Genomic DNA, 20,929 nt, shown 5'->3' with positions numbered 1-20,929 from the left:
TTCGTAAAATTAAATATCTAAAATAACTTTTGTTGCTACTGCGATTTGATACAAGATTTGACTAATTACGCTTGTAACTTGTAGGTTATAGGTTTCAACTTTAGGTAAAACTAATATCGAATCACCTTCATAAACTTTAGAATTTTTATCCGAGCTAAATGAGCTTAAGCTAATTTTATCAGCTTTACCATTTGCATGTATTAATAATACTCTTTTTTTATCAGCTCTTGAGTTTATATCTCCTGCCATTTTTAAATAATCTTTAATTTTAAGTTTTTCTTGATGAACAAAAGCACCTGGTAAGGCAACTTCGCCTTGAATAACTACTAGATTATTTTTGCTTGGGATATTTATAATATCATCGTTTTCAAGTACGATAGATGAATATAATTTCTCATCATCTATTACTATTTGACCTTTTGGTTTAATATTTCTTGCTCTTTCAATAAATTTTAATATATTTGTAGCCCAATTATCTCTAATTTTTGCTTCTTCAGAAGTTGCTGAAGTTGTTGTAAGAGCTAGAGTTTCTAATTCTTTAAGTTGTGCTTCAATTAGCTTTTTTTGTAAGCTTGCTACACTTTTTCTATAAACTTGAACTGCTTTTATATTAGATAAATCGTTAATATTTAAAAGATCAAGTGCTTGTTGTAATGTAGTGCCTTTATCAAGAACTAATGAATGTAAGCTATTATGCTCGCCTTCTATTTTGATATTGATTTTATCAGCTGTATAATCAGGTCTAAATTCAACTTCATCAGCATTTTTTACTAAAACTTCATTAAATTCACTTTTTTTGTAAGCGTTTATAAGAAGTTTATTGTTTTCATCATAGCTTTTAATAATAGCATTTGTTGCAGTAGGCTTAGCATTTGCTAATACCGCTAAATCTTGTAAGGTTTTTAGATTAACTCCAAGTTCAAATCTATATGGCTTTAAAACATCACCGCTTACACTTACATAGCCATTTATTTGATGAACTAAGATTACATCTCCATTTTTAAACATAGAATAATCAAGTTTTCCATTTAGTAAGAAGTCATATAAGTCTATTTTTTTAACTAGTTTATTATTTCTTAAAATTTCAATATTTCTAAAGCTTCCATATTCAAGATTAATTCCGCTTGCTTTATCTATATATTGAATTAAAGAATCAGAGATAAGTCCTTCGTAAAGTCCTGGCTTATTTACATTTCCTGTAACAAAAACTGAAATATTTTGATATGTATCCATATCTGCGTATGAATAAACATTTGATTTGTAAGTTTGTTTTACTTTATTTTGTATAACATTTACTAAGTCTTTATTGCTAATACCTAATAAATGTATAACTCCAACTTGAGGTATAAAAATATTTCCTTGAGAATCAACGCTTGATTTTTGTTGCAGTTCTACTGCTCCCCAAAGCTTGATATTTATAACATCTCCTATTGCAATTTTATAATCAGGATTATAAATATGCTTGCTAAATTGTTTAAAATTACCTGAAAATAAATGAGCTCCAAAGGTATTTGATTCGGCTTTAACTTCTACATTTGTTTCTTTAGTATCTGCAAGATTTGAAACATCTACTGCAAATAAATATAAACTAGTAAATAATATAGAAAATATTTTTTTCATTAATATCTATGCTCCTCAACAATTGAATATGTAAATTTAATAATTCCAAAAATTAGTGTTAATATAAAAAACACTGAAAATACATCATAAATTACATTAGGATATACTGCAATTTCTGATAATATAGGAGATGAAATTATAATCACTTGTTTTAATTTCTTGTTAGCTTCTAGCCTTGATTTTTCATAAGATGCTAAGGCTAATTTATAAGCATCTTCAGCAAATTTTAGTTTAAAGCTAAGGTTGCTAAAATCAATTGCTAAGTAATTTAATTTATCGTTTTTATCTTTTGAAGTTAATTTATCACTTTCTTTTTTTAGCTGTGATTTTAGTGCGTTTATTTCTGATTTTAAAGCTTTAACTTGTGGAGTATTTGCATTAAGATAGCTATTTAGCGTAGCTAATTCTACTTCTTTTGCTATTATTTTTTCTTCTATTTGAGTTTTTATTGCTGATTGAGTTTTTGCTTGAGTTATTGGATCAAGCATAGAATTTGAATTCTGAAATTCATTTATTTCTTTTTGAATATTACTTAATTCAAGGTTAGCTTTTTCTAATTCTTCTTTGGCAAAATTCATTTGTTCTCTTGCTATTTTGTGTGATATTTCGTTTATGAAATTTTCGCTTTCTTTTAAAATAGTATCCGCTATTTTTTTAGCATCTTCTGGATTAAACGCACTTACACTAACGCTTAAAAGTCCAGTTAAATCATCATAAACTATTTTTATTCTGCTTTGATAATATTTTAAAAAATCTTCTTTTATATCAAGGTCTTTAAGTAATAATTCATAATCAATTTTACCTTCATACATAGATTTAATATCAATATCTTTTTGTAAAATTGTTAGCATGTCGTATGAATTTATGTATTCTTTAAGATACATTAAATCTTCTTTAGATGAGCTTGTAAGTCCTATTATTGGAATTAGGCTTGAAGTATCAGTTGAAGTGCTTGTTGATTTTACTCCTAATATTGCTGTGCTTTCATATCTAGGGCTTGCTAAAAAAGCAAAGTAAATTAGGGAAATTAAGCTTAAAAGTAAAATTATCTTAAAGCTTGTAATAAATTTTATAATTCTTTTTTTCATTAGCAACTTTCTTTATATTTATTAATACCAACTTCCACATCATCATAGATTGTGGCTGTTCCGTTTTCTAAGAAAACTATTTTATCACACCAAGTTTTTATTTCGTTAATATCATGTGAAACCATTATTACTTTAGATTTTGAGAGTTTTTCTTCATATGTTGCACGACTTTTTGCTCTAAAAGATGGATCACCAACCGCACCTGCTTCATCTATGAGATAGTAGTCAAAATCAAATGCCATACTAAGACCAAAGGAAATTCTACTTCTCATACCCGATGAATAGCTTCTAATTGGTTCATCAAAATAATCTCCAAGCTCGGCAAATTCTTTTACATATTCTATTTTTTCTTTTAATGCTTCGCCCTTATATCCATAAACACGAGCAATAAATTTTATATTATCTCTAGCACTAAGGCTTCCTTGAAATCCACCTGCAAAGCCAACTGGCCATGAAATGCTTTTATCTACTATAACTTTTCCACGATTAGGAATATCAAGACCACCTAAGATTCTAAGCATAGTAGATTTTCCAGCACCATTTTTACCCATTAGTCCGATAGAACAATTATCAGGAAAAGTGAAATTTAAATCTTTGAAAATATAGTGCCTTTTTTTATTATTTAAAACAAAGTATTTTGTAATATTTTCAAGCTTAATCATGCAGTTCCTAGCTCCACTCTTCTTTTATAATATATTCCAAGGCTAAAGAATAATAATACCAAGGTACAAAGCAAAGGATATTCAATATTTATTTGTGCTACAACAGGGTAGGTTTCAAAATAATTTTCTTTAAATAGCTCAATTATATGTAAAATTGGATTATAAGCTAGAAAATCAATAAGCTGATTAGGTATTATCCATAACGGAAAAATAATTGCAGAGCTAAAATACATTATAGCCAACAAATAATTTATTACATTCTTTATTATATCTTTACCATGGAACAATACAGCAAACAATAAACCTAGTGAAAATGCAAAAATTACAGTCCATATAAAAATTAACAGCGAATAAATTAAATTATTTGGTTTTACATTATAATCTAAGAAGTATCCAGTAATGATTATCAATATACAAAAAGCTATAAAGTAAATTATACCTTCAAGCAATGCTCTTGCCAAGAAAACATGTATGGGTCTAACTGGTTTATATGTAAATAAACTTCTGTTTGCATCAATTCCATTCATTATAAAATTAACAATATTTCTAAACATAAAAAACGGAACCATTCCTGATATTAAAAATAGTGAAAATGGAACTTGTGGCAAGACCTTATCTCTAATCATTGTAAAAATTATTAGCATAAATAAAATGTGCATCATAGGTTCAAATATAACCCAAATATATCCTAAGGTTTCATTTTTACCAAATCTAGTTTTAAGTTCCCTTAAAATAAGCGCGTTTATGATATGCCACATTTTTAATTTCCTATTTCAAATTCTTTGAAATTTAAGTAAAAGTTTGCATTATATTGATTGTTTTTTAATAAATATCCTTGAAATTTCAAGCATAAATCATAATCGCTTACAAAATTATGTGCATTTTGCCAAAAGCTATCAAGTGATTTTTTATAAACAAGTGCATCTATATCATAAATTGCATTTCCTAAAGCAATAGTAGGGCAGTTATGATAAAGTGCTTGCATTCCAACCGTGCTATTTATACAAATACAGCCTTTTGCATTTCTTAATAAAGTTGGCAAATGCCCACGATGTATATAAAATACTTTATCGCTAATTCCTAGTCTTTTTGTAAGTTCATTTATAATGTTTGTATAATCAGTATATGCTATATCTAGTGGATGATGTTTAAAGATTAAAACGCTTTTTGATTTGCTTTTAGCAAAAGATTTTATAGTTTTTACTATAAATTTTTTCATACCTTTATCTTTAAAATGCTTTCTTATCTGGCTATCATTGTGAACTTGAAGAACTGCTAAAAAGTATTTTTTATGATATTTTTTAGCTAGATTATCTACATTTTTTTCTTTAAAATAATATTTTGCTTTTCTGTAAAAATGCCTAAACCATCTAAAAAGCTCCATAACATTTAATGGTCTATGATAGTTTTTATTATTGTAAAAACAGGCGAATATTATGCTAAAAGTATAATAAATTAAGGCATATAAAGCCATTATGTTAAAGCTTGATTTAAATAGTTTTGAGTTTTCCTTATATATATTTAATTGTTTATAATCATTTTTATTTTTACTCATTAGCGAGTTTGCATTTACGCCGTTTAGCTCACATGTTATGTAATTTGGTCTTAAATAGCCTTCTTCAAATACATAGATTTTAATATCTTGTCTTTTTGCTAAATTAATTGCTATTTCATGAATTGGGCGAGTATCTCCAAATAATATAATACAAGTTATATTGTTGGTTTTATAAAAATTATCTAAGTAAGATTTTAGGTTACTTAAATTATCTTTATAATTATATTTAGATGGATAGAATACAAAGTCTCCCGCAGTAAAATTAATCTTATAAACTTTATTATTTTCAGTTAAGCATTTGCTAAATCGCTTAAAAAATGGACCTAATGGGCCTTGTAAAAATAAAATATTTTCATTATTAAATTTATTAATTAAACTACCTATATTCATACTAACTTTTCATAATATATTAATACCCTTTAAAGGGTATTTTAAAATTTAAGATTATATTTACTTAAACTTATTTAGTAATTAATTCTTAATAATTTCATTTAAAAGTTTATATGTAAAATCACTTATTTCTTTTAGATTTTCTTGGCTTACGCTTTCAAATCTAGCTACTAAATAAGGACTTGTATTACTTGCACGAAGTAATGAAAATCCGTTTTCAAATTCCAATCTTACTCCATCTATTTCAATAAGTTTAGCATTTAGATTAAGAGATTTTGTTTTTTCTTTATAAGTATTTATGATATTAAATTTATCTTCTTCTTTTACTTTTATTTTTATCTCATCACTTGAATAACTCTTAGGTAATTTATTTAAAACTCCTATAAAATCAGGATTTTTTAAATAAAGTTCAATAATTCTTAGCATAGAATAAATTGCATCATCGTATCCATAATATTTGTCATTAAAGAATACATGTCCGCTAAGTTCAGCTGCTAGGTCAATATTTTGCTCTTTTATAACTTTTTTGATATTTGAATGACCAGTTTTACACATTGTGCAAGTGCCAAGCTCATTTATTTTATCAAAAATTATTTTAGAGCATTTTACTTCGCAAAGGATTTTAGGATTTTTAATATCATTTGCAAAAAGATAACAAAGTTCATCGCCTTTTATAATCTTATCTTTTAGAATACAAACAACCCTATCAGCATCGCCATCAAAGCCAAAGCCTAGTGTAGCAGTATTTTTAACATAGCCATTTTTATAAAGTGGAGTAGGGCAAGGACTTCTAAAATCACTAAAATTAAGCTCATTTTTAATAGCAAATAGATTTTCTTCATGTGTTGGATCTGGTTCATGTGCTTTAAATTCGCCATCAAATTCACTAAAATAATGAGCATATTTGATATTTAGAGTATCTAAAATATTAGCTACTACTTTACAAGCTGCACCACTAGCTGTATCGATTGCTAGATTTAAATTAGCGTTTTTAAGATGAGCAAATTCTTTTTGTAAAAATTCAATATATTTTGTTTTTATATCTAATTCTTCATATTCAGTATCTTCAATCTTATTATCAAAATCTTTTAAGTAGAGTGCCACTTCATCATAAATATTTGCAAGTTCAGTTGCAAAAAAACTTTCTTTATTAATTGTAATCTTAAAGCCATTGTATTCTTTAGGATTATGTGACGCTGTTATCATAATATTTGCATCAATTTTGCAAGCATAATTGCTAAAATATCCAAGTGGAGTAGGAACAAGTCCTAATGAATAAACTTTGATTCCAGCTTTGTTTAGTCCATAAATTAGAGCATTATTTAAGACTTTATTGCTAAGTCTTGTATCATAACCAACACTTACACTTTTTGCATTTTTATTTAGCATAATTTTGCCTAAAATAAAACCTAAAGCCTTGGTAAAACTAGGGTTAATCTCAGTTCCAAATATCCCACGAATATCGTATTCTCTAAATATGTGTTTCATTTGTATTTCCTTATTTTAATATCTTTAAAAAATTCTTTTGGTCTAGTAATTAATTTTCTTAATTTTGATTTAAAATTTGATTTTTTATTATTTTTATCATAAGAATATAAACCTATGCTATTTTGAATATTGTATTTTTTACACAAATTTTTTAGATAACTGTCAAAATCAAATTCTTTTTCAGCTTTCCAAATATTTTTGTTTTTACTATCATATTCTTTCATTTTGCTTACTAGCAAATCTTGATTATTTGATTTTTTAAAATAAAAATTATCAAATAATGGCCTATCATGCCATCTATGAACCAAAAATAAATCTTCAAAGAATAATGGTAAAGTATAATATGCCATGTATTTTCTAAATCCTTTAAGATTTGCAACTACATTGGAGGTTTCATTAATGTAATAATCATCTGGTTTTTTTGAATGAGGATTATTTGCAATTAATCTATGAACTAGTTCCAAGTCTTCACCTCCATGCCCTTGGAAATTTATATTAAATAAACCTATATTTTTTAAATATTCTTTATTGATAATCATAACAACACCATTAAGACCTATGTTTTCTACAAATTTTCTTGAACCATCTAAATAGCTATTTTTTAATATTTGCAAATTTTTATTTGTTTCAAATTCTTTTGTTCCGGTTTGGCTTAAATATACAAAAGGAATTAAAATAAATTTTTTTATACTAGTTTCTAATTCTTGTTGTATTTTATTTGATAATTTAATGAAAAAGTTATTGTCATTTGATAAATCTATATCGTAAAATAGTATATATTTTTTACTAGAATACATTATGGCTTCATTTCTTGCTTGTGCTGGAGAAAATGGGTTTTGATATTTACTTTGTATGATTTTTATGTTTGGATAATTAGAAGTTAGTATTTTGTCTTTGCTTGCATCTGAGATTATAAATTCGTAATTTGTGTTTTTAAAATACTCAATTAGTTCTAAAGCTCTTTTATATATAAAATGATTTTTATTTTTATAACATACTGTTGATATTATACTAATTTGCATTTTTATCCTAAAATATTGAAAATTAAATAAGGTTTATTATGACATATAAATATAAAATTACGCATTTAAAAGAAGTGTTTTATGATTTAAAGATTAAATTATCTAAAAAACAAATTTTAAAATTACCTTATAAACCCTACTCAACCTACACAATAGTCTTAGCTGTTTATAATGTAGAAAAATATTTAGATGATTTTTTTACTTCAATCATAAATCAAACAATAAGGTTTGAAAAAAGTATATTTTTAATAATGGTAGATGATGGCTCAACTGATAATTCAGCTAGTATTATTAAAAGATATCAAAAGCAATATCCAAATAATATTACTTATATTTATAAAGAGAACGGCGGTCAAGCAAGTGCTAGAAATCTTGGACTTAAATATGTTAAAACTCCTTGGATAACCTTTTGTGATCCAGATGATTTTTTAGATAAAGATTTTTTTAAAAATATAGATATAGAAATATCAAAAAATAAAAATCTTGCAATGGTAAGTGCAAACATAATCTTTTATCATGAAAAAGATAATTTTTATAAAGATAATCACCCTTTAAATTTTAAATTTAAAAATAGAAAAGCTATAAAAATTAAAAATTTAGATAAAAATATCCAGCTCTCAGTTGCTACAGTTTTAATTAAAACCGAATTAATTAAAGATTTTAGATTTAATGAAGACTTAAAACCTTGTTTTGAAGATGCTAAATTTATAAATGAATATTTATTAGATAATTTAGATAAAGATGCAATTTTTATAGAAAACGCTAGATATTTTTATAGAAAAAGAGCTGATGAGAGTTCTACACTTGATAAAAAATTAAAAGATAAAAGATATTTTTTAGATGTTCCATCTCGTGGATATTTAGCCCTACTTGAGCACACACAAAACAAACTGGGATATATTCCTGATTTTATACAGCAAACTATTATTTATGATACTTATTGGATGGTAAAGGATATTGTATTAAAACCTTTAAAGGTAATTAAATTAAAAGAATACGATGAATTTATAACCATCTTTGAGAAGATTTTTTCTTTCATTGATGAAAATAATTTAAATAATTCAATTTTAGGTGGTTTTTTAAAAATAGGTATTTTAAATAAATTTAAAGATATTCAGATTGAAGCTTGTGAATGTGAATTAGAAAAATATACTAATGAATATTTGATTTTAAGCTACTGTTATATAAAAGATAGTAATGATTTTAAAATTTTTATGAATAATCAAGAATGTAAAGTTGATTTTGTAAAGATTCAACAAATTGATTTTTTCAAAGATATGTTTGTTTATAAAAAAATAATTTATATTAAAAATGATTTTAAAATCAAAAATATTGAAGTTGTTTTAGATGATAAAAAGCTCACAATAAAAGATAATAGTTTTTATAAAATAAAACAGTTATTTTATAAAAGATTTACTTCTACAAATATTATAAATGAAGGTTTTGAATTTTATGAGTATTTAAAAAACGAGCAAAATCTTAATATCAATGAAAACATTTATAAAAGCATAAAACAAAGATTGTTTTGTAAAGATAATGAGCTATGGCTATTTGCTGATAGAAAATATAAAGCAAATGATAATGCAGAGTATTTTTATGAGTATATTAAAAACAATTATCCTAAGCAAAAAATTGCTTTTGTTATAGATAAAAATTCAAATGATTTTCAAAGGCTTAAAAATAAAGGTTTTAATGTAGTTTCTAGCTATGGATTTTGGTTTAAATTAACACTTTTTAAAGCTAAAAAAATTATAAGTTCACATACTGATAATTACTTATTAAAAGGGTTTGGAAAATATACTTTATTTAATAAACATTTTATATTTTTACAGCACGGAGTTACTAAGGATAATATATCAAATTGGCTAAATTCAAAAAATATTGCGCTTATGATTACAGGTTCAATTTATGAATATAATTCTATTACAAGTGATTATTCCAATTATAAATTAAGCTCAAAAGAAGTTGTACTTACAGGAATGCCTAGGTTTGAAAAACTTATTGAAAAAAGCAGGGCGATTAAACAAGAAAAAATGATTTTGATTTTTCCTACTTGGAGAGAATATTTAGCAAGTGAGATAGATAAAAAAACATATAAAAGAAAGAAAAATGATAATTTTTATAATAGTTTATATTATAAAAATTATAAAGAACTTTTAACTAGTAAAGAATTAGAATATATGTGTAAAAATAGTGGATATAAGGTAGTTTTTATGCCTCATTTTGCAATGCTTGAGTATTTATATGATTTTAAATTATCTTCTTACATAGAAGTTATAAATATGCAAGATATTGATATTCAAGAATATCTATGTAAGGCTAGTGTTTTAATTACAGATTATTCATCAATTGCTTTTGATTTTGCTTTGCTTAAAAAGAAAGTTATATATTTTCAATTTAGCGAAGAAGAGCAGTATAACCATATTTATAATAAAGGCTATTTTGATTATCATAAGCATGGTTTTGGTAGTGTTGATTTTTATATAAAAGGCTTATATAAAAATTTATACAATGTTGTTTTTAAAAATTATTGAGTATTATCTATATCTCTTAGTATGATAAAATCTTTATTTATTTGATAATCAATCGGTATATTTTTATTATTAATTACAGTTAATTCTAAATTATTTAATACATGCGAAGAATGAAAAGCTAATAAATCACATTCATTAATATATCTAGGATCTGCTACTGGTATTCTTTTAAATATATTTGAGGATGTAAAGAAATATGTGTCATCAATTTCTAAATTTAGCATCTTTGTTTTTTCAAATTTATATAAATTAAAAAAGTTATCAATTTTCAAATCTTTTTTAAATAGTAAATCAGGTCTTATAAACATAATACAATCATAGGTAATATTAGATTTTTCAACTAAAGATAATGCTTTTTTCTTGATATTTTTTGCCTATGAGTATTTTTAGGAAGAGTTTTTATAAGCAATTCTTTTGGTTTATAAATTTCGTTAATTCCATTTCTAATACACAAATCAACATTAATTTCATTTAATTTGTTATTGAAACTATATTTTTATAATACCAAATACATAATCTGCACTCATTTAATCCCAAGTATGAATAAAAATATTAATATCATAACCGTCAATTATATTAGCATCTACTATGTGTTTATAAAAATTTATATATGTTTTTCAAACATTCTTAGATGTCCAAATAAATAAATTGCTAATTTCTTTTTTATAAAAATTTGATCATATATGCTATTATATATACTGCATTCTTGTATGTTATATAATTTCTGCAAGATATTAACTAAATCTTCATATTTATATTGATGAAATCTCGTCTTCAATTCTATTGTTGTCGGTTTGTCAACATAATTAATATAAAAACTTTTACTAAATCATGGTTTGCTTCTATTAGTCTATTTAAATTTTCTTTACCATTTATTTTAAAAGAATAATAGTTTAAACATATAGGAATTTGAATATTTTCTGTGTTTCTTTTATTAATAGACAATATATTAATTTTTTTAATTTACACTTGCCTGTATAAACAATTATTAGCTTTTTATGGTTAACACTATTTTGTATACTAATACCAATTCTTTCATTTTCATCTAACCAAGTCATTTTTTAATACAACATTGCCAGTCACTATCTGTATTAACGTTAATGTTTACTTTATTATTAACATTAATTTAGTGTTAATATCAATTCTATTAGTTTTAAAATCATTTATTATTTCATTAAAATTCATTCTTTTTCCTTTCAAGTATTGCTTCATATTCTTTTTTCTTTTCTTTGGGGTTCCACAATAAATAATTTCGTTTTGTTTTATTTAGTAGTATTTGATTATTTTTTTTTATTTTTATAAGATAGTTATATATAGGTGCTATGTAATATTCATTTTTTTTGAAGTTTCATTTTTATCTAACATTGTTTGAAAAATTTTTATAAAATCTTCCGAATTTTTAAAATAATAAAACCCACTACTGCATAAAGATGATATACATTCTTTTTCTGTTGTTTTTAAAACTAAGTTATTAGTATCAGGCAGAATAAATTACCAATTATCTCCATCTGCTTCAAAAACTTCTAAATATCCATTACAATTAGTTAAAATTTCTTTATTTGGCAACTGAAAATTCGGTCTTATTGTATCTATATTAAAAATTAAAATTTCATCTTTTATATTAGCTTTTTCTAATACTAAATGTACAGTATGTGCTTGACCTAAAGTATCAAAATCAAGTTCAATAATTTTATAAGTTTTTAAATTTAACTTTTCACATTCTTTAACAATAAAATCTTTAGTACCATAGTCTTTTTTACAAATAAATAAAAAATTACAATCATCAAAATATTTATTAAAACTATTAATCGCTTCATAAAATAAAGTATTGTTATTTATAGGAAGCATATATTTTGGTGCTTTATATCCTACTTTAAAAAATCTACTACTAAGTCCTGCCATTGGAAATATTATTGTCATGGTAATTCCTTAAATTTTTATATATAATCTTATTACGTTTGCAAGTAAGACATGTTGTTTTGTTAAATCATCACTATGAAGTGGAAGCATTGATAAAAAGAGTTGGATTGTAATAATATAAATCTCATTAATATCAAAACAATTTTGAAAAATTTCTAAAAATTTATCTTGTATTTCATTAATATTATTATCAATATATAATTTAAAATCAATTATATAATTATCATTTGTGTTTTTAAATTTTAATTCATAGTGTTTTGCTATTATAAAATCATGTAGCCCAATAATTGAATGAAATAACTTGACATAATCATATGAACTATTTCCATATGGTGTTATGTTGTTTTCAAAATCCATACCCCTAGGATCAATAGTTTTTACAGAAGCAGATTTAAAATTATATAAAATATTGCTAAAACAAAAATCTCCATGAATAAAACTATTTTGTTTTTATTCTATATAATTACTATCAATATCTTTTATAATTTCATTTATGCTAATATTTATTTTTTGATTATAAATAATATTTTTATCAAGATTAAAATTAGTCTCTGTAGAGAATTTTGCAATCTTTGTTGTGTTTTTAACTTGTAATTATAATTAATAATTTTGTTTATTGTATTGCTGTGTAAAGTATTTAGCAAATTCTTTAAGCTTGAAAATATTCTTTCTTAAGTAATTATGTTGATTTTTCCGAAAACATAAAGTTATGATAATGTGTTTAAATAAAGATATTCGGTATAGCATTTATTGTCTTTTAAATAAAAATGAGGTATATAAAGACAATTCTTTTGGTAAAGAGCTAAACCAATTTTGTTCTGCTGTTATTCTATTATCCATAGAAGAACTTTTACATACATAACCGTTTATGGTTTTCAATGAGTTAAATGCTCTTTCTGTGGTTATAGTTTTTTAGTATTGAAATAATTTGTAGCAATACCACAATCAAGCCAGGTTTGATTTATGCTCAAGTTAAAATTATATGTTTTTGAATAGTTTGATAGTGTTTGTTTGAAATCATAATTACATTTAATTAAGCATTTTAAAAAAAATAATTTATGTTCTGAATTTCAAAGAAACCATTTAGTATATCTTTAGTATTTAATTCATGATTATTTTTTATATTAAATATAGGTTTTTTATCTTTAAGTAGATAAGTCCAATTATAATTATTATTGCTTCTTGATATTCCTATGCTATTATCCAAAAATTCAAACTTTAAAAAAATGTATCTCTATGTAAAGTTTTTAAACCTATTTTAAATTTGTATCAGTTAAATTTAAGCAAATTGCTTGAGATAATGATTGTCCTAATATTAAGTTTCCATCTAGTCTTATAATATTTATTTTAAGTTCTTTTAACTTTAAGCTATCATATTTATTAAGCTTATAACTTTTTGGTATAGTTAATATAATTTTATCATTTATGTTTTTAAATAACAAGGATTGATATTCATATAATTTTTTTCCACCTATTGGCAAAAACGATGGTGGTACTTTTCCAAATTCTATTTCTAGTTCCGGATTTACATAACGAGTAGAGGTTATAATAATCATTTAAACCCCTCCCCACATATTAAAAGAATTTATATTTAATAATTATTGAATTTCTTCATAGTTTTTAGTTATAAATTCATTAGATCTAATAGCTTTATCGTCTATATAAACCCTTCATCTCCACACCATGGTTTTTATCATAAGGAACATTGTGCTTATTTAGCTATTCTATTATTTTTTTGGCAATGTGTTGACATTTATCTTACCTATACTTCCTTTATAGGTTTTCATATTTCTACTTGTATTGATAATTATTTTAAATCCCATTCTTTTATATTCTATTAGTTTTTTAAGCATTTCTTTATTAACTGGTTTATTTTCGTATTCATAATCTGTATCAATCGTTATTGTTCCATCTAAATCTACTATCAAAGTTTTCACGATTTATCTCCTATCTACTCAACTATAAAATATGGGTTTAATAATTTTTCTTTATTGTATTCTAAGGTCTTTAAAGTATTGTAATCATATACTTTTTTACCAGCTTCTTCTACTATTGCTTGTGCAGCTGCCGTATCCCATTCCATAGTATGTGCAAGTCTTGGATAACAATCAGCTTCACCTGATGCAACAAAGCAAAGCTTTAGTGAGCTTCCAATTGATATAAATTCTTTATTAAGGTTAGTGTTAATATTATTTATAAAATTTAAAGTTTCATCATTTAAATGAGATTTGCTAGCTACAATTTTATAAGTGTCATTATTTGTTATCATTGGTAATTTTATATCGTTTTTATAAGCTCCTTGATTTTGCTTAGCGTAAAATATCAAATCAAGTGCAGGGGCATAAACTATACCTAATATTGGCTTATTTTTATAAACTAAAGCTATGTTTATTGTCCATTCTTTGTTTTTGTTTATAAATTCTTTAGTTCCATCAATAGGATCAATTAGCCAACAATACTCCCAGTTTTTTCTTATGTTATAAGGTATATTTTTGTTTTCTTCCGAAATAATTGGGATGTTATATTTATCAAGGTTTTTGCATATATATTCATTTACTAGTAAATCAGCTGCCGTTAATGGACTTTTATCTTTTTTGTAATATATGTTAAAATCTTGATTAAAAATTTCTAGAGCTTTTTTACCTGCTTCTTTTACAATAAATATTATTTCTTCAATATTCATTTTTTATCCTTATTTATCATTTGTTTTTGTAATTTCTTAATATCAAAAGGCAAAGTAAATATTTTAAACTTATACCAGTTAGAAAATGAAGAAATTATAAGTTCTCCTAATTTATATTCATAGCTTTGCTTTAACTTTAAAGCTTCGATATAATCATAATATTCATATAATTTAATCCTCTTTTTTTTACTTACCCCCCCCCATATGATATGGTTTAGGTATACCAAAAATACCACAAATGGCATTGATAACAAATTAGCATTTTTTACACACTTACCTAATTTGTATGCTAAATGGCTTTGTATTCTTTGTGTAGCAGTTCCATACTCTAAAAAAGAGTTTATTACATTTTCCTTTTCTTGCAGCTTTTGTTTATTAATTGAAATGATTTTTTCTTTATCTTTTATAATTGTATTTTTATTTAAAATTTCTTTTTCAAGTTCATTTATTATATTTGTTTTTGCAAGTATAATTTTTTCCTTTTCTTCTAACTCTTGCTCAATACTTAATATTGCTTTTTTTTGTTGTTCTATTTTCTGTGTATTATTTGTGATTATTTTTTCTTTATCTTTTATAATTGTACTTTTATCTATAATTTCTTTTTCAAGTTCATTTATTATATTTGTTTTTGTAAGGATTAAAATATCTTTTTCTTTAAGTTGTTTACTTTTATAATACTCTTCTAGCATTAATTTGCTTATATGATTATTTTTAGCTTTTATTTTCGTGGTTAAGTAATTAGTGTTCGTTATACTATTTAAGAAATGATTATCTGGATCTATATCATAATCAAAAATCTGAAAATCTTTTAAATAAATATTTTTTACAATTTCATATGTTTCTTTATCATAATAAGTTCTAAAGTCATTATGTTCGCTTTTATTAGCCCATACCATGGTTCTAGTCATATTTAATATATTTAGGATTTTTTCAAAATCCGAATTTAAATTCTCATAAAATCCTACAAAATTTACTATTATTTCATCTTGTTCGTTGCATAAAAATTCGTGTTGTGGTATGAAATGGTAATATTTTAAAATTTCATTTTTTATATTTTCATTTTTTAAATCTAAAACAAAATCCCTAAAGCTTTCATATTTATTTAAATGAATTTTAGACCATTCTAAATCATTTCCACCAGCTCCACCGTTTTTTAAATAATGATAGGCTGAACACATTCTATCGTAAGGATTTCTTACAAAACCAAATGAAAAATATTGATAAAATTTATTTTTATCTTGTTTAATATAAACAATTGCTTTTTTATGACCTACTAGCCATTTATCTGTTTCAAAAATTACTCTTTCTATGCTAGTTCCTGCAACTTTAGGAACATGAATAAAAATACAGCCATATTTATCCTGAAAATCTTTAAACACTTTATTTCCTTAAAATATTATTTTGTAAATAATATATGATTTTTGCTACATTTTTTTCTAATTCGTCAACGTAAATTGTAATTTCTGCTTTATCTGGTGATTCATATGGGCTTGTAATTCCTGTAAAATTTGTAATTTCTCCATTTCTTGCTTTTTTATAAAGCCCTTTAGGATCTCTTTGTTCACAAATTTCTAAAGGTGTGTTTATATATACCTCTATAAATTCATTTTTATTTACTAAGTTTCTTGCAAATTCTCTTTCCTCTTTAAAAGGGGAAATGAAGGCGCTAATTACAATAAGCCCACTATCTAAAAATAGTTTACATAAATGTGCAATTCTTCTAATATTTTCTACTCTTGATTTTTCATCAAAACCTAAATCGCTATTTAGGCCATATCTTATATTATCTCCATCTAGCAAGTACGTGTGATAACCAAGTTCATGCAATTTAACTTCTAAAGCATTAGCTAGTGTAGATTTTCCACTACCACTTAAGCCTGTAAGCCATACAATACAAGGATTTTGATTTTTTATCATAGCTCTTTGTTCTTTTGTAATGCTTTGATTGTGCCAAGTTATATTATTCATCTTTTCTCCTTAAAAATTAAAGAAAATAGGCGTAGCAATAATAACTACTAGAGAATATATTATTGAAATAACCCAGCCTATTTTAAAAAAGTCTTGCAACTTGTATCCACAAATAGAACTAACCATTAAATGAGTTTGATAACTATGTGGAAACAAAAAAGCAGCGCTAGCACCATAGGCAACCGCAAAAATAAAAGGAGTAGGGTTTACATTAAGTGCTATTGCTGTGCTTAATGCTATAGGGAATGATAATGCAGCTGCAGCATTGTTTGTCATAATTTCTGTTAGTAGTAATGTAAAAATATAAATTCCAATAAAGCTTCCATATATTCCATATGAACCAAATATATTAGCTATAAATACACCTAAATCATTTGCAAGCCCACAATTTACTAATACTTTTGTAATAGCTAAAGATGAGCCTATTATTATAAAAATTTCTAATGGAAATTGGCGTTTTATTTCACTTAAGCTTATTATCTTAAAAGCTAGTAGTAAAATTAAAAATATTATTGAAGCTTTTAACAAAGAAATAAATTCTAAAGCAGATACAATAATGGTTATAATAAAACCAAAAAATACTATTAAACTTTTAAAATTATTTAATTTGTTATTCTGATTAATATTAGATAAAACATGGAAATTTTTCTTGATATTATCCCTGTTTTTAAAGTCTTTTCCGATACTTAAAATAAGTCTATCTCCAACTTCTAACATAGAATTACCTATTTTTGTTACATAAGAATTTCTTTTTCTAAATGAAACTATACTTGCATCAAATTTTGTTCTAAAATTACTTTCTTTAACGCTTTTACCTACCAAATTTGACTCTTGACTTATGACTACTTCAACTAATTGCAATTCATTGAGTTTTATATTTTCTTTACCTATCGATATACCTTTAAATTTATTTAAAATACTAATATAATTTATATTCCCACTAAAAATCAAAATATCATTTTCTTTTATAATCTCATCTTTACTAACTGGATTTATAGCATAATCATCTCTTTGTATTTCAAATAAGAATAAATATTCTAATTTTCTTAATTTGTTTTCTTCTATACTTTTTCCTATTAATTCGCTATTTTTTAAAACTTTTGCATTTATTATATGATTTTGTTCCATTTTATTTTCATTTTCATAATTAGGCAAAAGTTTATTAAATATAATTATACCTAAAAGACAAAATATAGATATCAATACTCCAACATAAAAAAAATCAAATATTTTTAAACTAGGTAGCTCATTTTGCACTACGAAAGAATTAACTATAAGATTTGTAGAAGTTCCTATTAGTGTCATAGTTCCACCAAGTATTGAAAAATAAGATAATGGAATTAATAATTTTGATGGTGCTTGAAATTTATTGTTTTTTATGGCCCCCATAAAACTTGCAACAACTGCGGTATTGTTTAAAAATGCAGAAATTGACATAGAAATTACACCTAGTTTTAAAAGTGAAATTATGTAGTTTTTACTAATCATTATTTTTGATAACAAGTCTATAGCTATGCTTTTTTCTACAGCAACAGAAATAAGTAAAAGCATAACCAAGGTGATTAATGAACTACTTGTATAAGACACTAACCAAGAATTTAAATCTAAATATCCTACAATGTAGTAAAAAACAGCAATAAAGCCAAACAATATTGATGGCCTTATTTTGCTAAAAATTAAAAACACTATTAATAACAAAAGAGAGCTTCCTACAACTATCTTCATATTTTTTTACACCCCCACTCAGGATAAAACTCTCTTATATAGTTATTTAGCTCAATTTCAGCTTTAGAATATTGTTTATAATTTTTACTAGTGCTTGAAATTTTTTCAATCATTCCAGCGGCTAAAGTTTGATTTGTGTATCTGTCGATTATTATAAAAGAGCCTAGAGTTTTGTTTTGTTCATAAGTTTTTACGGCAATTTTTTCTTCTAAGTCAATTTTACATAATGCTATATCATTTAAACATAATTCATCACAAGCTATATCTGAAAGAGTATTTATATCTTTTTTATATTCTATTTGATCAAATTTTATAGGAGTGATATTATTGGCTAATTTTAATAAATATCTATTTGATAATTGCATTTTAGTTTCATTCATCCAAATCACTGTAGCTAAAAAACTATCAGTAATATTTACTTTATTTTGTTTACTTGCTATTATATTACCTCTAGAAATATCTAACTCATCTTTAGTTACTAGCGTAATAGCTTCTAGATATTTTGCTTGTTCTTCTTCTTTCATGGTTTGTGCCTGTATAATGCTTTTTATAGTCGTTTGTTTATTTGATGGTAAAACCATAATCTCATCATTTATTTTTATTTTACCACTTATTACACTACCACAAAAACCACGAAAATTAGAATTAGGCCTACTTACATACTGTACAGGTAATAAAAAATCACTATCATTGGCTTTATATAGTTCTAAGGTATTTAATAGTTCAAATAAAGTTTTTCCTTTATACCATGACATATTAGGGCTTTTGTTTACAATATTTTCACCTTTTAGGGCTGATATTGGTATAAAACTAACATTTATATTGTGTTTTAAACATGGCAGAATCTCTTGATATTTCTTGCAAATATCAGAAAAAACATTTTCGTTATAATTTAATAAATCCATTTTGTTTATTGCTATAATAAACTGCTTAATTCCGAGTAGTGAAGCTATATAAGAATGCCTTTTAGTTTGTTGCATAACTCCTTTTTGCGCATCTATTAATATAATAGCTATATCAGCTGTACTTGCTCCTGTTGCCATGTTTTTTGTGTATTGTTCATGACCTGGAGTATCAGCGATTATAAATTTTCTTTTTTCAGTGCTAAAGTATCTATAAGCTACATCAATGGTAATTCCTTGTTCTCTTTCACTTTCAAGCCCATCAACTAAGAGTGCAAAATCAATATCTCCATTTGAAGTTCCATAATTTTTACTATCTTTCATTAAAGAATTTAGTTGATCTTCTAAAACCATTGAAGAATCATAAAGCATTCTTCCTATAAGTGTTGATTTGCCATCATCTACATTTCCACAAGTTATAAATCTACAAAGCTCTTTTTCTGTGTGTAATTTATTTAAAATATTCATTAAAAATACCCTTCTTGTTTTTTCTTTTCCATACTAGCTTTTTCATCAATATCAATCAATCTTCCTTGCCTTTCGCTAGTATTTGATAATAACAACTCTTGTATAATTTTTTCAATACTATTGGCATTTGAATTAATTGCACCAGTTAATGGATAACAACCAAGAGTTCTAAATCTTACTAATTCTTTTTTTGCATTATTTACTAAATTTTTAGGAACTCTATCATCATCAATTAATATTTTTGTCCCCATATATTCAGTAACTAATCTTTCTTTCGCTAAATATAAACTAGGTATTTCTATATTTTCTAATAAAATATAACTCCAAATATCAATTTCTGTCCAATTGCTAAGTGGAAAAACTCTAATAGATTCTTCTTTAGCGTGTTTTGCGTTATAAATATTCCATAATTCAGGTCTTTGACTTTTAGGATCCCATCTGTGGTTTTTATCTCTAAAAGAATATATTCTTTCTTTTGCACGAGATTTTTCTTCATCTCTTCTAGCACCACCAAATACTGCATCAAATTTATAAATATCTAGCATTTGCCTGAGTGCTTCTGTTTTTGCAATATCAGTATGCATAGAAGAGCCATGTATGAATGGTGATAAATTTAACTCATCTATTTTAGGATTTGAGTATACTATTAATTGCATACCCATTTCTTTTGCTTTTTTATCTCTAAAATCTATCATTTCTTTAAATTTCCATTTTGTATCAACATGCACTAAAGGTATTGGTGGAACCGCCGGATAAAATGCTTTTTTTAATAAATGCAACATAACCGAACTATCTTTACCTACGCTATACAACATAGCAGGATTTTCAAACTCAGCTATTACTTCTCTCATTATATAAATAGATTCAGCTTCTAACATTCTTAAATAATTACTTGCTTTCATTA

Annotated in this window: 18 protein-coding genes and 1 pseudogene; 1 reads left to right on the top strand and 18 read right to left on the bottom strand. The window is 24.7% G+C overall.

Annotated elements, in window-relative coordinates:
- Positions 1–9: 9 nt before the first annotated feature.
- The 7 genes from AVANS_RS05520 to AVANS_RS05490 form a co-directional block, all read right to left on the bottom strand.
- The gene (locus tag AVANS_RS05520; protein WP_239816891.1) at positions 10–1,620 is read right to left on the bottom strand and encodes a polysaccharide biosynthesis/export family protein; all 1,611 of its coding nucleotides are present in this window, start codon (positions 1,618–1,620) and stop codon (positions 10–12) included.
- On the bottom strand, positions 1,620–2,708 hold the full coding sequence (locus AVANS_RS05515; RefSeq protein WP_239816890.1) for a capsule biosynthesis protein: 1,089 nt from the start codon (positions 2,706–2,708) through the stop codon (positions 1,620–1,622). Before AVANS_RS05515 ends, AVANS_RS05520 begins: the two co-directional genes overlap by 1 nt.
- Positions 2,708–3,370: an ABC transporter ATP-binding protein gene (locus AVANS_RS05510; RefSeq protein ID WP_239816889.1), complete on the bottom strand. Its 663-nt coding sequence runs from the start codon at positions 3,368–3,370 to the stop codon at positions 2,708–2,710. The genes AVANS_RS05515 and AVANS_RS05510 overlap by 1 nt, the downstream gene beginning before the upstream one ends.
- Positions 3,367–4,128, bottom strand: coding sequence for an ABC transporter permease (locus AVANS_RS05505; RefSeq protein WP_239816888.1), 762 nt, complete (start codon positions 4,126–4,128; stop codon positions 3,367–3,369). Before AVANS_RS05505 ends, AVANS_RS05510 begins: the two co-directional genes overlap by 4 nt.
- A 2-nt stretch (positions 4,129–4,130) precedes the next feature.
- Entirely contained in the window at positions 4,131–5,315 is a 1,185-nt protein-coding gene (locus tag AVANS_RS05500; protein WP_239816887.1) for a capsular biosynthesis protein, read from the bottom strand.
- A gap of 81 nt (positions 5,316–5,396) precedes the next feature.
- Positions 5,397–6,803 (bottom strand): phosphomannomutase/phosphoglucomutase, encoded by a 1,407-nt coding sequence (locus tag AVANS_RS05495; protein ID WP_239816886.1) that lies wholly within the window; start codon positions 6,801–6,803, stop codon positions 5,397–5,399.
- A complete protein-coding gene (locus tag AVANS_RS05490) occupies positions 6,800–7,825 on the bottom strand; it encodes a glycosyltransferase (protein WP_239816885.1) in 1,026 nt (341 codons plus the stop codon). The genes AVANS_RS05495 and AVANS_RS05490 overlap by 4 nt, the downstream gene beginning before the upstream one ends.
- Before the next feature lie 38 nt (positions 7,826–7,863).
- On the opposite strand from AVANS_RS05490, the gene AVANS_RS05485 reads away from it, so the two are divergent.
- A complete protein-coding gene (locus tag AVANS_RS05485; RefSeq protein ID WP_239816884.1) occupies positions 7,864–10,359 on the top strand; it encodes a CDP-glycerol glycerophosphotransferase family protein in 2,496 nt (831 codons plus the stop codon).
- Here the strand turns inward: AVANS_RS05485 and AVANS_RS05480 are convergent.
- The 11 genes and pseudogenes from AVANS_RS05480 to cysD all read right to left on the bottom strand — a co-directional run bounded on the left by AVANS_RS05480 (position 10,353) and on the right by cysD (position 20,927).
- Entirely contained in the window at positions 10,353–10,667 is a 315-nt protein-coding gene (locus AVANS_RS05480) for a hypothetical protein (RefSeq protein WP_239816883.1), read from the bottom strand. The genes AVANS_RS05485 and AVANS_RS05480 overlap by 7 nt on opposite strands.
- A gap of 961 nt (positions 10,668–11,628) precedes the next feature.
- A pseudogene (locus AVANS_RS05475) lies at positions 11,629–12,279 on the bottom strand (capsular biosynthesis protein); the annotation flags it as partial.
- Positions 12,280–12,288: 9 nt separating this feature from the next.
- Complete coding sequence (locus tag AVANS_RS05470; protein WP_239816882.1) at positions 12,289–12,636, bottom strand: hypothetical protein; 348 nt, start codon at positions 12,634–12,636, stop codon at positions 12,289–12,291.
- Between the two features lie 896 nt (positions 12,637–13,532).
- On the bottom strand, positions 13,533–13,835 hold the full coding sequence (locus tag AVANS_RS05465; protein ID WP_239816881.1) for a hypothetical protein: 303 nt from the start codon (positions 13,833–13,835) through the stop codon (positions 13,533–13,535).
- Between the two features lie 171 nt (positions 13,836–14,006).
- A complete protein-coding gene (locus tag AVANS_RS05460; RefSeq protein WP_239816880.1) occupies positions 14,007–14,216 on the bottom strand; it encodes an HAD hydrolase family protein in 210 nt (69 codons plus the stop codon).
- 14 nt (positions 14,217–14,230) lie between these two features.
- Complete coding sequence (gene cysQ / locus AVANS_RS05455) at positions 14,231–14,962, bottom strand: 3'(2'),5'-bisphosphate nucleotidase CysQ (protein WP_239816879.1); 732 nt, start codon at positions 14,960–14,962, stop codon at positions 14,231–14,233.
- Positions 14,959–16,341, bottom strand: coding sequence for a sulfotransferase family 2 domain-containing protein (locus AVANS_RS05450; RefSeq protein WP_239816878.1), 1,383 nt, complete (start codon positions 16,339–16,341; stop codon positions 14,959–14,961). Before AVANS_RS05450 ends, cysQ begins: the two co-directional genes overlap by 4 nt.
- Before the next feature lies 1 nt (position 16,342).
- Entirely contained in the window at positions 16,343–16,930 is a 588-nt protein-coding gene (cysC, locus tag AVANS_RS05445; protein WP_239816877.1) for an adenylyl-sulfate kinase, read from the bottom strand.
- 9 nt (positions 16,931–16,939) lie between these two features.
- Complete coding sequence (locus AVANS_RS05440; RefSeq protein ID WP_239816876.1) at positions 16,940–18,655, bottom strand: SLC13 family permease; 1,716 nt, start codon at positions 18,653–18,655, stop codon at positions 16,940–16,942.
- A complete protein-coding gene (gene cysN / locus AVANS_RS05435) occupies positions 18,652–20,025 on the bottom strand; it encodes a sulfate adenylyltransferase subunit CysN (RefSeq protein ID WP_239816875.1) in 1,374 nt (457 codons plus the stop codon). The genes AVANS_RS05440 and cysN overlap by 4 nt, the downstream gene beginning before the upstream one ends.
- Positions 20,025–20,927 carry a sulfate adenylyltransferase subunit CysD gene (cysD, locus tag AVANS_RS05430; RefSeq protein ID WP_239816874.1) on the bottom strand — a complete coding sequence of 301 codons (903 nt, stop codon included), beginning with the start codon at positions 20,925–20,927 and terminating at the stop codon, positions 20,025–20,027. The genes cysN and cysD overlap by 1 nt, the downstream gene beginning before the upstream one ends.
- Positions 20,928–20,929: the final 2 nt, after the last annotated feature.

Origin of the sequence: Campylobacter sp. RM5004, assembly GCF_022369455.1 — a bacterium.
Taxonomy (GTDB): domain Bacteria; phylum Campylobacterota; class Campylobacteria; order Campylobacterales; family Campylobacteraceae; genus Campylobacter_E.
The sequence above is the reverse complement of the archived record's forward strand: the minus strand, read 5'-3'. Positions and strand labels throughout refer to the sequence as shown.